7 protein-coding genes are annotated in these 15,774 nt (G+C 38.2%); 3 read left to right on the top strand and 4 right to left on the bottom strand.

The genetic code is table 11. The features are described from left to right. Together I6F47_RS11925 and glk are read right to left on the bottom strand one after the other, a co-directional pair. Positions 1-1,014 carry a LacI family DNA-binding transcriptional regulator gene (locus tag I6F47_RS11925; protein ID WP_010555045.1) on the bottom strand — a complete coding sequence of 338 codons (1,014 nt, stop codon included), beginning with the start codon at positions 1,012-1,014 and terminating at the stop codon, positions 1-3. 36 nt (positions 1,015-1,050) lie between these two features. After that, a complete protein-coding gene (gene glk / locus I6F47_RS11920; RefSeq protein WP_165721519.1) occupies positions 1,051-2,043 on the bottom strand; it encodes a glucokinase in 993 nt (330 codons plus the stop codon). A gap of 291 nt (positions 2,044-2,334) precedes the next feature. Here glk and I6F47_RS11915 point away from each other — a divergent pair, with 291 nt between their 5' ends. Beyond that, a complete protein-coding gene (locus I6F47_RS11915; RefSeq protein ID WP_007582612.1) occupies positions 2,335-3,351 on the top strand; it encodes a LacI family DNA-binding transcriptional regulator in 1,017 nt (338 codons plus the stop codon). A gap of 207 nt (positions 3,352-3,558) precedes the next feature. On the opposite strand, the gene I6F47_RS11910 is transcribed toward I6F47_RS11915, so the two are convergent. Next, positions 3,559-6,486 carry a TonB-dependent receptor gene (locus I6F47_RS11910; protein ID WP_165721518.1) on the bottom strand — a complete coding sequence of 976 codons (2,928 nt, stop codon included), beginning with the start codon at positions 6,484-6,486 and terminating at the stop codon, positions 3,559-3,561. A gap of 1,418 nt (positions 6,487-7,904) precedes the next feature. On the opposite strand from I6F47_RS11910, the gene I6F47_RS11905 reads away from it, so the two are divergent. Together I6F47_RS11905 and I6F47_RS11900 are read left to right on the top strand one after the other, a co-directional pair. Then, entirely contained in the window at positions 7,905-11,090 is a 3,186-nt protein-coding gene (locus tag I6F47_RS11905; protein WP_101164482.1) for a TonB-dependent receptor, read from the top strand. Positions 11,091-11,163: 73 nt separating this feature from the next. After that, positions 11,164-13,071 carry an alpha/beta hydrolase family protein gene (locus tag I6F47_RS11900; RefSeq protein WP_197183918.1) on the top strand — a complete coding sequence of 636 codons (1,908 nt, stop codon included), beginning with the start codon at positions 11,164-11,166 and terminating at the stop codon, positions 13,069-13,071. 291 nt (positions 13,072-13,362) lie between these two features. Here the strand turns inward: I6F47_RS11900 and I6F47_RS11895 are convergent, their stop codons facing one another. Beyond that, complete coding sequence (locus I6F47_RS11895; RefSeq protein WP_197183917.1) at positions 13,363-15,771, bottom strand: glucan 1,4-alpha-glucosidase; 2,409 nt, start codon at positions 15,769-15,771, stop codon at positions 13,363-13,365. Positions 15,772-15,774: the final 3 nt, after the last annotated feature.

Raw genomic sequence — 15,774 nt, 5'->3', positions numbered from 1 at the left:
CTATTTTATCGCAGAGGTAGACTCACGTGTAATTAAGCGCGACTCAAGCGTTACCTGATACGGCTGTTCTTGCGGTTGAGCTATGTGTGAAATAAGTTGAGTTACGGCTTGTTTAGTCATCTCTTCAACGGGCTGTGCAATAGTCGTTAAACCAGGCCAAATATGACGCGCAATGGGTGCATTATCAAAACCAGCTATTGAAATGTCATCAGGCACTTTTAATTGGCGCTGAGTAGCTAATTTTAATACCGCTGCCGCCATGTAATCGTTTGATGCAAATACAGCTGTTGGCCTAGGGGACAAATCTAATATGCTACGTGCACTATCTACACCAGAATGATAACTAAAGTTACCCTCCTCTACTAATCGTTCATCAAACTCTATCCCATGGCTTGCAAGTGAGCGCCTGTAACCTTTAAAGCGTTGTTGCGTAGCACTGTGATCCGGGTGCCCTTTAATAAACGCTATAGATTTATGCCCAAGGCTAATTAAATGCTCAGTAATTTCAAATGCGCCTTGTTCATCATTACTACGAACCGAAATAGAATCATCTTGAAGTAAAGCTGACGCAACTCTTGCGTAAGGAATTTTTTTAGATTTTAAAAAAGCAACAAGCTCAGCAAAATCACCAAAAGGAGGTGTTAGCACAATGCCATCTAATCGAGAAGTCTGTAGTAATTGCTCAATATTATTTATAAGGGCTTCACCACGAAACTCACAAGGATGTATCAATAAATTATAGTTATTTTCTTTACATGCTTCTAAAGCACCCGTTTGCACGCGAGTAATGTAGCTTTTACTTGGGTTATCGTAAAGACACCCAATAATAAAGCTACGATTTTGTGCAAGGCCTCGTGCAATTGGATTTGGGGTGTAATCGAGTTCTTTAAATACCGCAAGCACCTTTTCTCGGGTTGCAGCACTAACATTAGGCTCGTTATTTAAAACGCGTGATACGGTTTTTTTAGAAACACCAGCATGACTTGCCACACTGTTTATTGTTACTTTTTTCATCACTCTATTTTTCCAAATGCGAACAAGGAAAGCTCCTTATTTGCTGTTGTGCAAACACGCTGCGGCACCAATTAGTGGAATATTATCTTGTGTTACAAGTATTACAGGAATTTGCCCTGCGTATTGCGACATAATACCCTTTTGCGAAAATCGTTCAACAAAACGACTTTCTAGAAGTCTTGCTTGCATACGAGGCAGTATTCCACCGCCAATAAATAGTCCGCCTAAAGCGCCGTAAACAACGGCTAAATCGCCGGCTACACTGCCGATCCAATCACAAAATTGATTAAGCGTTGCATCGCAGACAGCACATTCACCGCTATTTGCTAGACTACTTATTTGCGCAGCATCTAAATTTTTAGCTGTTACCCCCTTAACCGCAGACATCGCTTTGTATAAATGCGTTATGCCAGGGCCTGAAAATACAGTTTCGATAGAAACATGGGGATGATCTTTACGTAATTCATTTAATAGTAAAGTATCGAGTTCATTAACAGGTGCAAGCGATATATGCCCCCCTTCTGAACTTAAAACAGCGGTAGATTGCGACGTTCTAACTAAGCACGCGGCACCAAAACCAGTACCTGGACCTATAACGCCAATGTTAGCATTGTCATCAGCTTGACCTGATTTAACAATGACATTTTGTTTAGGATCTAAGTAAGGAGCCGCATATGCAAAGGCAGCAAAATCGTTAATGACTTCTAATTGAAGTAAATTAAAGTGTGCTTTAAATTCACTAACACTAAAATGCCAACCTAAATTGGTTAAATGTACCTGCCCAGCTTTTATTGGACCTGCAACGGCTAAACATGCGCGTTTGGGTGTAATATGCGAGACTGTTTGTAAATATTGCTCAAGCGCACTTTCAAGTGAACCAAAATTAGCACTAGGAAAAATATTAATGTGCTCTATTACAAATTGGTTAGTGTGCTCATTAAAAGCAGTTATTAAAGCAAAGCGGGCATTGGTGCCGCCAACATCAGCAACTAAGATGGGATCAAATTGGGCAGAAGAGTTTAGGCTCATAGTATTATCTCTTTTGTTAAGCGACTCGTGCTTATTATTTTACAATGGTATACCATTGTTATTTATACTTTGAGCTATCACCTCAAAGTAGCTATCACAGTAAAAAATGCTGCCTATAAAATATATAAACAGCGAATACGTTTTGACAACAAAATGATAAAACATTTATATTATGACACCGGTGTCAGCCGTTTATCAATAAAAATATACGTTAATTCACAAAAAGCTTGAAATTATTCATTAATAAACGAAAATGACACAATTATTTATCAAATTAATTAAGTTGTAACAATGAAAGGTAAAGCCACCTCATTTGATATTGCCCACTATGCAGGGGTATCTCAATCAACTGTATCTCGCGCTTTACGTAACAGCCATCTTGTTAATGAAGAAACACGTAAGCGTGTTTTCGATATAGCTAAAAAGCTTAATTATAAAGTTGATAAAAATGCCAGCAACTTGCGTACACAACAAAGCAGCACACTTGCATTACTTCTTTTCGAAGACCCTACTTCTGATGAGTCACAAATTAATCCTTTCTTTTTAGCCATGCTTGGCAGCATTACCCGTGCTTGCGCTAAAGAAGGTTACGATTTATTAGTATCATTTCAATCAGCCAGTGCTGATTGGCAAGCAGACTATGAAGATAGCCACAGAGCCGATGGTATTATTTTACTCGGTTATGGCGATTACATTGATTACCAACCAAAATTTAACACCTTACTTGAACAAAACACTAAGTTTGTTTGTTGGGGTGCAACGGTTGATAATCGCCCAGATTTAACTGTTTGTTGTGATAACTACGGTGGCGGTAAGCTCGCCGCTGAGCACTTTATTGCACACAGCAGAACTGATTGCGCTTTTATTGGTGATGCATCTGATCATAGCCCTGAATTCTTTAGTCGTTTTCAGGGCTTTAAAGATGAGCTACTGGCTAACAACGTAAAAATAAACGAACGTAAAATGGCTAATGCTATATCAACTGAAGAATCTGGGTATCACGCCACTCGCTCACTCATTGCTAATAATATTAAATTTAACGCCTTATTTGCTGCAAGCGACTTAATTGCTATTGGCGCTATACGTGCACTTAAAGAAGCAAATATTAACGTGCCAAAAGATGTTGCGGTAGTCGGCTTTGATAACATAGCCATTGCTAGTTATGTAAATCCACCGCTGACGACGATAGAGCAAAACACCACTGTTGCTGGGCAAATGCTCGTAGAGAACTTATTAAAACTGATACGTGGTGAAGAAGTACAAAGTACCCTATTAGCTCCTATTCTCATTCCTAGAAGGTCAAGCTGAGCCTGCCTGATAAAATAAAGCAGAATTAACAAACCATTTTAATTGGCAGTTACAACTACTTAAATTTTATTCAGTATATTTTTATCTATTCATTTCACTTTTCTTTCTGATGTATTCATACCTCACAAAAATTCAAAATTTAGATATAAAAAAAGCCTCTAACGAGGCTTTTTTATTAAACAACTTTTAACTCATACTAACAAGTTATTAGAAATCGTAAGACGCTGATAATTGAATTCTACGAGGAGACTGGTAAGACTGAGCTAAACCAAATGTAGCATTTCCATCGCCAGCAGCTATTTCTGCAGCTTCGTCGTAACGAGTTTCAGTAGCAGCATCAAATACGTTAAATACATCCATAGCTAAACGAACTTTCTGATCGTTAAAGCGAAGGTTATAAGTAAAGTTAAGATCTAAACGTGCTGTCCATGGTGTAGTACCCATGCTGCCACGAGGGAAACGTTTGTCACCTACGTAGTAAGTATCACCATATTGGTATTGATCAGGATCTGGAGTATAACCTTGGCCTAAAGCAGTCCAAGGACGTCCAGATGCGATATTAACATTAGCACCAATTAAGAAGTCTTCTGTAACAGCAAAAGCACCATAAATTTTAATGTTATGACGACGATCTGCAGGTAGATTACCATTAGCACCATCCATTAAATAAGGGTAATCCCAATCTTGCGTAAGACCAGCATCATCTTGACCATTATCAGATTTAACAAAACCTTCTGTATTACCATAGTTGTGAGACCATGTGTATAGCGCTTTTAAAGACCAAACCTGATCCCATGTTTTTTCTAATGTTAAATCAACTGATGCGTATTTACGCTTAGCTTCCGGGTAACCTAACTCTTGTGCAGTAAAGCTATATTCTTCAGTGGTGCCGTCACCATCAAGATCGAAATTGAAAGTAGCGCCATTACCAGGATTAAATAAGAACCAGTTCTCACCTAAATATTCACCATTTTCATCATTAAAGATATAAGAACCATCATCAATTTGATTACCTAAAACACGGTAAGTTGCCTTGATACCCCATGACCAATCATCATTAATTGCTGCTTGATAACCAATCATATACTCATCGTTATACATTGGTTCAAGATCTTTATCAGATAAGGTATTTGATGGTTTCGCAGTACCGTCACCACCATTAGAAATAGCTGGATCACCTAGCTGAGTACCTAAACCTACAGGAGTTCCGTCAGCATTTAACCCTTCAAAAGCGTACCAAGTTTGGATAAATGTTTCTGCACCCGCTAAACGAATATTTGTATTAGCTGCTACTGGTAGGTAATAACGACCAGCAGTGAAGAATAACTTACTATCGCCATCTCCATTAATATCCCAAGAACCACCTATACGAGGGGCAATTTGGTTATCAATAGAAACAAACTCTTCGCCATCTGCATTGTAGTTAGTAAAACTATCATTACGAAGACCTAGTGTTAATGTTAAATCTTCAGTAACTGACCATTGATCTTCAATATAAATAGCCCAGTTTTCTACTTCAAACGAACCGCCATTTTTATAATCGCGTACACGTGTTGTCTTCATTTCTTCAGGTAAGACATAACCGTTAGCCAGTCTAGCGCCTTCTTCATATGTACGATAATAGTAGTAAACGCCACCAGAGTTTTGTGTTGTTGAATCAGCTGTATTAGTTTCAGAATCATAGCCAAATTTTAACGTATGCTCATCGTTTAGGTAATAATCAAAGTCAACGCGCAATTGCTCACGTTTATCTTCATTTTCACCAACGGTAAAGTTTACATAACACGTAGTATCCTCACCTAAATCGGCATCATAACCTGTAGGACAATCATCAAAGTCTGAGTAATCAGTTTCTGAAAACTTAACCTGACCATACATTGCTGACATACTTAGGTCATCTGTTAGATTACCAGTATAACGAACTGCAAAACTTTCTCCGCCTCGCTTGTGAAAAGCTGTACCGCCATCTTCAGTATAATTACCATTTCCTTCAGGATCTGAAATTGTTTTTTCTGAATAAGTTCGCTTATCACTAAAGCCCCAAAGCATTAGTTGATGATCTTCGTTAATATTCCAATCAAAACGAGCTAGGTAATATGGGTCATCATCTTTTTCAACTGTTAAATCTGTTTGAGATGCATTACCGTATTCGTAGTCATTATCTCTTGCAGTGTAAATACCATAGAAGAATAATGTGTCTTCAACTATCGCACCTGAAGCATAAATACTTGTTTCAAATGAATTGTCGTAGTCGTCTTGGTTATTAACATATAAATCACCAATACAGTGCCCGTCTGCATCTTCACAACGATCATTTTGTTTGTAAAGTGAGTTAGGAGCTTGCTCACTTAACGAGTCAGATGAATAAATCGTTTCAACACCAAAGTGAAAATCATTAGAACCAGATTTAGTAACTGATGAGATTAATCCACCGGTAGTACGCCCGAACTCTGCAGAATAACCACCCGTTTTAACTTGGAAGCTATCGTACGCAGTAAATGGGATTGTTGCACCGCCAAGACCATTTCGGAAATTAGTCATATTTAGACCATTCACGTAATAAGCATTTTCAGCTACAGAAGCACCACCAAATGAAGCTTGGTCGCCAAAACGACTGTCCCCTTCAGTTGCGCCTGGCGCAAGCAATGCTACTGAAGTTACTGAGCGAGATATTGGTAGTAGCGCTAATTCTTCAGAGCTAATATTTAATGAAGACTCTGATGCAGAAACATCTATTGCACGAATAGAGCCACCTACAACAGCAATTCTTTCGATATTACCTGTGGTTAGTGGAATTTCAATAAGAGCTGTTTTACCTACCCCTATAACAACATCTTTAACTTGAGCTTGGTCAAAACCAGATTGGGATACTGTAATATCATACTTACCTACAGGCACTTGCTTAAGATCAAACTCACCATTTGCATCAGCAGTTAGTGTTTTAGAATAACCTTTGCTTTCATCTGTTATTGTTATTGATGCACCCGCTAATGAAACACCTGACTGAGCTGTTAAGCTACCTTTGATAGCGCCATTAACGTTATCTGCCATTGCTGGCATTGCCGCACTTAACGTCATTGCAACTGCTGCAGCAGTGAATGAGCGTTTAAATGTCTTAGAAAAATTATGGTTCATTTTTGATTTATCCCTAGATAATTAGATTATTATTTTTTATGTCTTACGTTAAATACTTTATATAACGCCTACTAATTTAAAGTATTTAACCCCCTTAACGTGTAAGGAGAAACAAATTAATAACACAATAAAAACAAACTTGCCAACAAAATGCGACAGCAATTAACAGGAAAATCACCATAAAAAACAATAAATTAACAAAAAAACAAGGATAAAACCAAAAAACAAAATAAAAACAAAAAAACAAACATATAATTTACATTGTTGGTTGTTTGCAAAACCAACAAAATGAATAAAAAGCAGGCTCCATTATTTATAAAAACAGCGCCATAAACACCATTAAAGAACAACTCTTATACAATTCACTTAAAACCCCTATCAAAATACTATCCCACTTAATTAGCATAAATATTCACACTACACTTCACAAACCCTATACCGTTGCAAAAAACGGAATTTAATTTAGAAAAAAAAACGCCTAATTAAAATCTTTTTTTATGTCATATAATTTCAAAATCATTACTTAAATGACTCGAAAACCACCAAATAATGATCCCAAACTCGTTTACCATTGAGTAAACGTACCAGCTTAATATATTTTGCATGTATCCAAACTTCAGGTGTAGCTGAGTTTGTGTCCTCACCCAACTTATAACCTGCTTTATTTACACCTATACATCCCACGCTTATTTTGGTAAAAAAATGCCGCTATTAGCAAATTACCCTAACTCTTTTACATAACTATTTTTAATATCAGCTTGTTTTACATCATTTAGCGCATTACTTGCTAATAACGTTAAAATAAGAGAGCGAAAAATGGCTAATACTATACCCACTGAATAATTGAGGTATCACACCGTTCACTTATCGCTAATAACATAAAATTTAACGCATTGTTTGCTGCAAGCAATTCAGTTGCTATTTTGTTATTCGTGCGCTTAAAGAAGCTAATATTAACGTACCAAAATTTGTTGCATCGGCTTTGTTATTACAGTCATTACAAGTTACGTAAACCCACAACTAACTACAATAGATCTAAACACCACTGTTGCTGGGCAAATGTAGTAGAGAACTTATTAAAATTGATATGTGGTGAATAAGTACAAAGTGCCCTATTAAATCCTATTCTCACTCCTAGAAGGTCAAGCTGAGCCTTCTTTATTAAGCAAATACTGATTACATCTGTTCACATTCATTTACAAACAACAAAATCATATAATAAACAATAAATTAAAAAAAACACCACCCAAAAAACTATACTTTTTCATCAAAAAAACATCAATTACACATTCCTTAGCAACAGCAAACTGTTAACTGTATTTACTATTTTGTTTCTGTAATGTAAATTTATTGTGCCGCTATAACCTTACTCTGTAACTTTATAGCTTAAATAACAATAATATCTCAGGGATTTACATATGTTTAAAACTAAAGCTCTATCAAATGCAATAAGGTACTCTTTATTGCTAGGCTCTGTAGCCTTAGCGCCTAACGCGCTAGCTCAAGAAAACGACTTGAATTCAGACGTAGAATTAGAAGAAGAAGCACCTGAACGAATAGTTGTAACAGGCTCACGTATAAGAAAAGCTGAATTTTCAAATGCATCACCAATTCAAATTATCAATGGCGACTTATCTCGTGAAATGGGTTTATTTGATGCAGGCTCAATGCTTCAATCGACCAGCCAAGCGGCTGGTGCTCAAATAGATAATACATTTGGTGGTTTTGTACTAGATAACGGTCCGGGCGCTGCAACAATCGGATTTCGTGGTTTAGGTGCTGAACGAACTCTTGTGCTTATTAATGGCCGAAGAATGGCTCCTGCTGGCGTTGGTGGTGCACCAACATCACCTGATTTAAATTTAATACCTGGCGTAATGATTGAGCGTGTAGAGAATTTATTTGATGGCGCATCAACCGTTTATGGTTCTGATGCGGTAGCGGGTGTAGCTAACGTAATATTGAAAAAAGATGTTGAAGGTTTTATTTTTGATGCATCTTATCGTCAACCTAAAGGTGAAGGCGGTGAAGAAACTGTACTTTCGGGTATGTGGGGCAAAACCATGGATAATGGTTTTATCACTGTAGGCGTTGAATATTCAGAACAAAAATCTCAATCTTTATCTGGTAACCCTTTTGTTAAAGGGTGTGAAGAGCGTATTTGGGAAGCTGAAGATGGCAGTATCGTAACGAGAAACAGTGGCTATGGTCCTGTGGCGAGTGGTGAAGATTCATGTGATATTTTCCCTCTAACAAATCGTATTAGCGTACCTTCTTTCTTTGGTAGTGTTTATTACACTCCTAACTTTACAAACACTGGTATTCCAAACTTCAGCGAATCAACTGTACCATCAAGTCTTGAAGGATTTTTACCTTCATGGGTAGCTGGCGATTTCGATGGCGATGGTATTAATGATGGTGTATTTGTTGATGGTAACGGAGATGGTTTCCGTGACGTTGATTTCCAAGACCCTCTATACGCTTTCCAACAATCTGATTACTACAAAAGTGGTGATTACAGAAGTAAAAATGAACGTATTTCATTAATGCTTAATGGTGAATATAACTTCCAAGATGATAACGATACAACTTTCTACTACGAAGGTTTATATGCGAGTCGTAAATCACCAATTTTTAGCCCTGGTGCACAAATATTTCAACAAGTAGCGGCATCAAACCCATATAACCCTTGTGGAACAAACGGTATTGACTGTTTTGGCGTGTTAGGTGTGGGCCCTGGTGGACCTGAGGCCGTTCAGCCAATCATCAATATTCGTGGTGACCGTGATCAAACTGAAGTTGAAGTTTCACAATATCGTTTAGTTACCGGTGTTACTGGTAATCTTGGTATGTTCGAAAACATTGGTTTAGACAATTGGTACTACGACGCGTCTGTATCGTACAGCGCATCTAAAGGTACTGACCACCGTGTTGGTATTGATGAAGAACGCTTAATTAACTCATTAGAAACCGCTGTTCTTAATGATGATGGTACTGTTACCTGTGGTACCGGTTCTGATGGATGTGTTCCTGTTAATTTATTTGCAGATAGTATTTACCAAGAAGGTGGCGGTACGCTTTCACCTGAAGAAGCGGCCTATTTATTTATTGACCGCGACATCGAAACTAAAGTAAACCAGTTTGTTTTTAATGCATTCATGGGTGGTGACTTCTTCGCACTACCATGGAATAACGAAACTGTTGCAGGTATCGTTGGTATTGAATATCGTCGTGATGAGATTGAATCAAATCCTAATGCAGCAGCATCACAAGGCTTACTATGGGGCTACTTTGCTGACCAAGGCGCTGATGGTTCTCGTAATCTAAAAGAAATATTCACAGAAGTTGACTTCCCTTTACTTAAAGGAGTTAAAGGTGCTGAAGAACTTACATTTACAGCTTCTGGCCGTGTTTCTGAAGAATCTTTCTACGATGCTGAATCAACTTATAGTCTTAAAACTATCTACCGTCCTGTTGATTGGTTTACTCTTCGTGCTACAAAAGGTACTTCTTATAGAGCGCCAAACTTACGTGAACGTTTCTTAAACGGTACGTCTGGTTTTAATACAGTTGCCGATCCATGTGTTGTTCCGGAAGATGCTCGTAATATTGACCCATTGAACCCAGGTTCAGCAGCTACATATAATGCAGCTGAAGAAACACGCGATACAGCGGTACTAAACGCTTGTCAAGCATCAGGTATTGATCCAACTACTCTTGGTTTAGGTCAAGGTGGGACTGATTCATATACTGCTACTTACAGCGCTGAGATTGAAACTGGCGGTACAACTGAACTTAGTGCTGAAACATCAGTGGCTAAAACATACGGTTTTATCTTTGAACAACCGTTCACTGATGCATTTGATTTAACAATGTCATTAACTCGTTTTGATATTGAAGTAACAAATAGTATTGCAGAGCCAAGTGCTTTCTACAGTATTGGTCAGTGTTATTCTGCAGATGGTAATGATGCTTTTTGTAGCCGTATAGGGCGTGACGAAAATGGTCAAATTGATTTAGTTGATGCTAGCTTTATCAATATTGGTTTAATCTCATCTAAAGGTTTTGATTACAATATCTACTTTGAAACAGATACGGTAATTGCAGAAGAAAACTTAGGTATTACACTAGACCTTCAAGCTACGCGTATGACAGAGCAAGTTTTTGATGTACTTGGTACTATTGATGACAATATGGGTGAGCCAGATTCACCAGAATGGCGCGGTACAGCACGCTTACAACTTAAATATTCTGATTTTAGATTTAACTGGGAAACGCGTTTCATCGGTAAAGGTCGTGAAGATGAAGATGATTTAGGTGAGTTTGAAGAAGGTACTGCAGGTTGTCGTGGTTTAACTGACGCAAATGGTGCTCCACTTAAATGTCGCCCTGTTGGTTTCACTGATGACTACTTTGTACATAACATCGGTATGACTTGGTCTAACGATGCTTATAAAGTGAACTTTGGTGTACGTAACGTATTTAATGAAGCTCCACCAAAAGTAGATCCAAATGGTTCTTTCTCAAATACTAACATCCCTCTAGGTGTTGGTTATGATACTTCAGGACGTAGCCCATACATCAGTTTTACAGCTTCTTTTTAATTAGAATTGGCTGAGTATATATTCAATCCAGATGGCCTAAAATTTTAGGCCATTTTTTTTGAGGGAATAAAAAATGAAACTTAAAAAAAGAATGTTAGTAGGATTTACCTTACTAAGCCTATCTTCTTTCGCTAATAGCGAAACTGAAGATGCGACACAAGAGAGCAGTATCGATGCTTTCTCAATGTCATCTGCTATCCGTAGTGTTGTAGCATCACCTGATGGTAAGAAGCTTGCTATTTTAAGAGCGACTACCAAAAATGGTGACTATATAATTGAGATAAGAGATCCAAATAACCTAGAAGCAGACCCCGTAAGGTTGGGCGCTGATAAAATGCTGATATCTTCCATCGTGTGGTTAAACGATGAAAAACTTGGCGTTATGTTTAGACAAATACTAGAAGACGGAAGTCGCAAATACTGGGTTAATAAGTTTGCAATAACTGATGCAGATGGTGAAGGCGACTGGTTATTACCATTTAAGAAAAAGCGAAATGTTCAATTTAATATAATAAATATACTTCCAGACAAAAAAGATGAAGTACTCGTAGAAGTTGATATTAACAATAACTACATTCCAGATGTAGTGAGATTTAATATTAACACTGGACGAAGCGTTACTGTAATGCGCGGAAATGAAAAAGTATCAGGCTCGTTTGTTTCTGACTACGATGGTGAAATAAGAATAGCCCAAGGTTGGAATAAGTCTGATAACGCAATCGATTATTATGCCCGAGATAAAGGCAATGATGATTGGAAAGTAATTAAGCAAGTTAGTCCTAAAAAGCGTGAAAACTTTGAGATATTAGGATTTGCAAAAGGTAATCCTAACGAAGTTTATGTTAACGCCAACTTAGGCGAGAATACGACTGGCATTTATATTTACAACATTAAAACAGGTCAGTATTCTGAACGTCAATTTGGTCTTAAATCTGTAGATACAGACGGTGTTATACTTGATACCGACGGTACTTTACAAGGCTTTCGCTATACAACCAAGCAGCCTAAGTTTTATTTCACAGACCCAAACCTTCAAGCACTTAACGAATCTGTTGCTTCTTTATTTAAAGATAAATTTGTACAAATCATTAGTAGTTCTGATAACGATAACGTATTAGTAGTGAGAGTATCTGCTGACGATAACCCAGGCAGCTATTACATTGTTACTAATAAACAGAAGCTGACTAAAATTGGTGACCGACTTCCGTTTATTGATAAAAGTAAATTAGGATCCGTTAAATATATCTCTTATAAAGCGAGAGATGGACGTAAAATAAAAGCGTATGTAACCATTCCTGCGACTAAAGGTCCTTACCCTGCGATAGTACTTCCTCACGGCGGTCCTTGGGTGCGTGACTCTATTGTATTTGATGACTGGGCGCAGTTACTCGCCTATCATGGTTACGTCGTTATTCAACCAAACTATCGTGGTTCTACTGGTTACGGTTTAGAGCATTGGATAGCCGGTGATAATAACTGGGGTTTGAAAAAACAAGATGATTTAGACGACGCGGCACAATATTTAATAGATAAAGGCTTAGCAACAAAAGATAAGCTTGCTTTATTTGGTTGGAGTTATGGCGGTTATGCTGCATTTGCTGCATCTATGCGTGAAAACAACATATATAAATGTGTTGTTGCCGGTGCGGGTGTAAGTGATTTAAGTCGTATCAATGCAACTCTCAACGAAAATCGCTTTTTAAGTATCTTACAACGCCCTACGATTACAGGTGTATCCCCTGTAGAGCAAGTAAATAAAGTAAATATTCCGATACTGGTTGTGCATGGTGATATCGACAGTCGTGTTCCAGTAAAACACAGTAGAGACTTCGTATCTGAGCTTGAAAAGTACAAAAAAGACTTTAAATATATTGAGCTTGAAGATGCCGATCACTTTTCTGATACGCTTTTCTACGATCATAAAAAAGAATTTTATACCGAGTTGTTATCATGGTTTGATAATAAGTGTGGCCTCAAATAATGTAACTAAAAAGTGACATTCATTTTATTTGAAGAGCATTTTTTTGTTTTAATATTAAGTGAGTACATAACAAAAAGGCTTCTAAATAAATTTAGAAGCCTTTTTTAATAACTACAGCATTTTATACCAATCCGCAATAATACTTAATCATTTTGCGGGGCTAAACGTGTCGCTAACTGCGTTAAAAAACTCTTATTTAGAACAACTAAATAGCGAATTTTTTGCCTAGCTATCAACACGTTTTTCCTGCCTCAAAATAGATCACTTAATTAAGCGAATTGGTATTATATATTATTTTTTTAGAGACTCGGCAACCACCGGATAATAGTCCCAAACTTGTTTATCACTGAGTGAGCGTACAAGCTTAATGTATTCTGCGTGTGTCCAAGCTAGAGGTGTTGCTGAGTTTGTGCCCTCACCTAACGCATAACCTGCTTTATTTACACCCACGCCATCCCATACTTGCTCAGGTAGCATCATGCCGCTATTAGCAAACTGCTCTAAACCTTTTACGTAACTATTTTTAATGTCCGCTTGTTTTGCATCATCAAGCGCATTATTTGCATTTGCAGCTGCTATTTCATAGTGTCCGCGTTCGCCTGTAAAAAATGGCCATACACGACCACGTTGGCCTGGCGTGTTGCTCCCGCTTTCGGCGTAATTAGTACCTGTGGTTTCATCTTCGCCGTAACCGTCGTTGCCATAACGGCGATAGCCTGCAAATGTGCCGCTTCCATCGGTAAAGTTAAAGCTGTATTTAACTTGTAAGTTATCTTCAAGCGTTTCGTCGTCATACTCAGGTAGGGTTTTAACTATACTTGAATTGTTGGCACTTCTTACTCCATAGCGGACTAATTCTAAAAAACCACCGTCTAAAATCTGCTTTTTGTTAAAACCTTCACGGCCATTGTTGGCGTTAATTTTAGTATTAGAGTTAGCGTCGGTGTCTTGACCTATACGAATAAAATACTCGCCATCGGTGCTATCACCTTTTAAATTACCTTCGGTGGTAAACATTTGCGATTCTATATCACGGTTGTACTTTTTAGCCGTTGCTAAATAACGATCTGCATTTTGAGTATCACCACTGAGTGTTGCTATGTCACTGGCTGTTATAAGGCCAGCAACAACGGCAGCCGTTGTAGAGGGAGAATAACCACTTTGCTCTTCCCAGCGCTCTTGCTGTGTTGCGGGTGGAGTGATTTGCATGTCGTTCCATAAAATTTTAGCTCTTCCGCCATCAACTAAAAAGTCAGCTGCCGGTTTTAGCATGCGTGCGTACCAATCTTTAAGTTCGTTATCACTTAGTACGTTTGCTTGATGTAACTTCCACGCGAGCATAATTGGCATAGCTGTTTGATCTAGCTGTACCCCTACCCATTCAAGTTCACCATCAACATGTGTTTTTTGTAAAAACCATCCTGTATCACCATTGTTACCGGGGGTTTTGCTAGTAACTTGTACTTTTTCAAGGTATTCGAAGGCCGTTTTTGCAGTCGCTGTATCGCCTAAGGCCATAAATGCCATAGCTACTTGATAAAAATCACGAACCCATACCGCTTTGTAACCAGTCGAACCCTCTTTGGCTGAAACAGTTTCACCCCAAGGATTAGAAAGTGAGGCAATGAGCGCACCCGCATTAGTTTTGTCTTCTTGCGCTTTTAGTACCATTGCACTGGTATAAAGTAGCTTACCGTCATCGGCTGTTTGCTTAACCATTGTATTTAATGGCTCAAGGCTTTGTAAATAATCTTCCCAGCCTAGCGCTTCACCTTTACCGTTGTAGGCATCAAGCACATTTTGATAACCTTTAGATAAGCTCTGTGCACCTTGTTGCTGGCTTTGCTGCTGCGTTTTACCAAAGCTTAGTGTTAAATCAAATGTGGTATTACTATCGATATTACCAAGCTCTGCCAGCAGAGTGACGTTACCGGCCTTATCGCCTGTGTTTGAATATTTTTTGCTTAGTGTGTGTTGTTTTTTAAGTGAGGTGATGCCATCGCTCACACCTGTAAAGCCTACACTTTGCATTTTGAATGGCGTAGATGATTGCAACGTTAAAAAATTATCATCTTCCCATGCTACTAAGCCTTGCTCAGTGGTTTTTGCAAAATCACCTAAGCCGTTGTTGTTTATATAAGGATTAACAGCAACATACGCTTTCACGCCTTTAAGTGATGTATTAAAAATACTGCGTACAAACAATGTTTGTCCGTCAGGGTCGGTGAATATGTGTTTTTCGAGGGTAAAACGCCCTTTCTTATCTGTACTTGTTACTTTGTAAGCAAGCGATAGTGGTCTGCCTTTATCGTCTTTATGTAAGTAATCAATTGTAACGTCTAAGTCGTCAGCTTCAGTGACTGTAAAATCTTTACCGGTTACTACAAACTGCATATCTTTAATTTGAGCTTGGTGAATGAGTCCAAACATAGTTTCGGTGATCATACCTTTGGCAATTGAAAACCATACTTTTGATACTTCACCTGTCGCAGCGTTGTTATTATATTGGCCGTTTTGGTATTGCTCAAAAGAAGTACCAATTCCGGTTTTACCCGCGTAAGCCCAATATGGTTCAGCACCTGGTGCGCCAGGAGCTGCTGAAACTGTAGCGTCAATATTTTCGTTATTCGTATTTTGTGCACCACAGGCTGTTAAGCCCAAAGTTAAAAGAGCGGTAGTAATAAGGTTATATTTTTTCATTGT

This window comes from Pseudoalteromonas sp. NZS37 (assembly GCF_015864265.1).
Classification (GTDB): domain Bacteria; phylum Pseudomonadota; class Gammaproteobacteria; order Enterobacterales; family Alteromonadaceae; genus Pseudoalteromonas; species Pseudoalteromonas arctica.
Note: the sequence above shows the minus strand (reverse complement) of the source record. Positions and strands in the feature narration are given on the sequence as shown.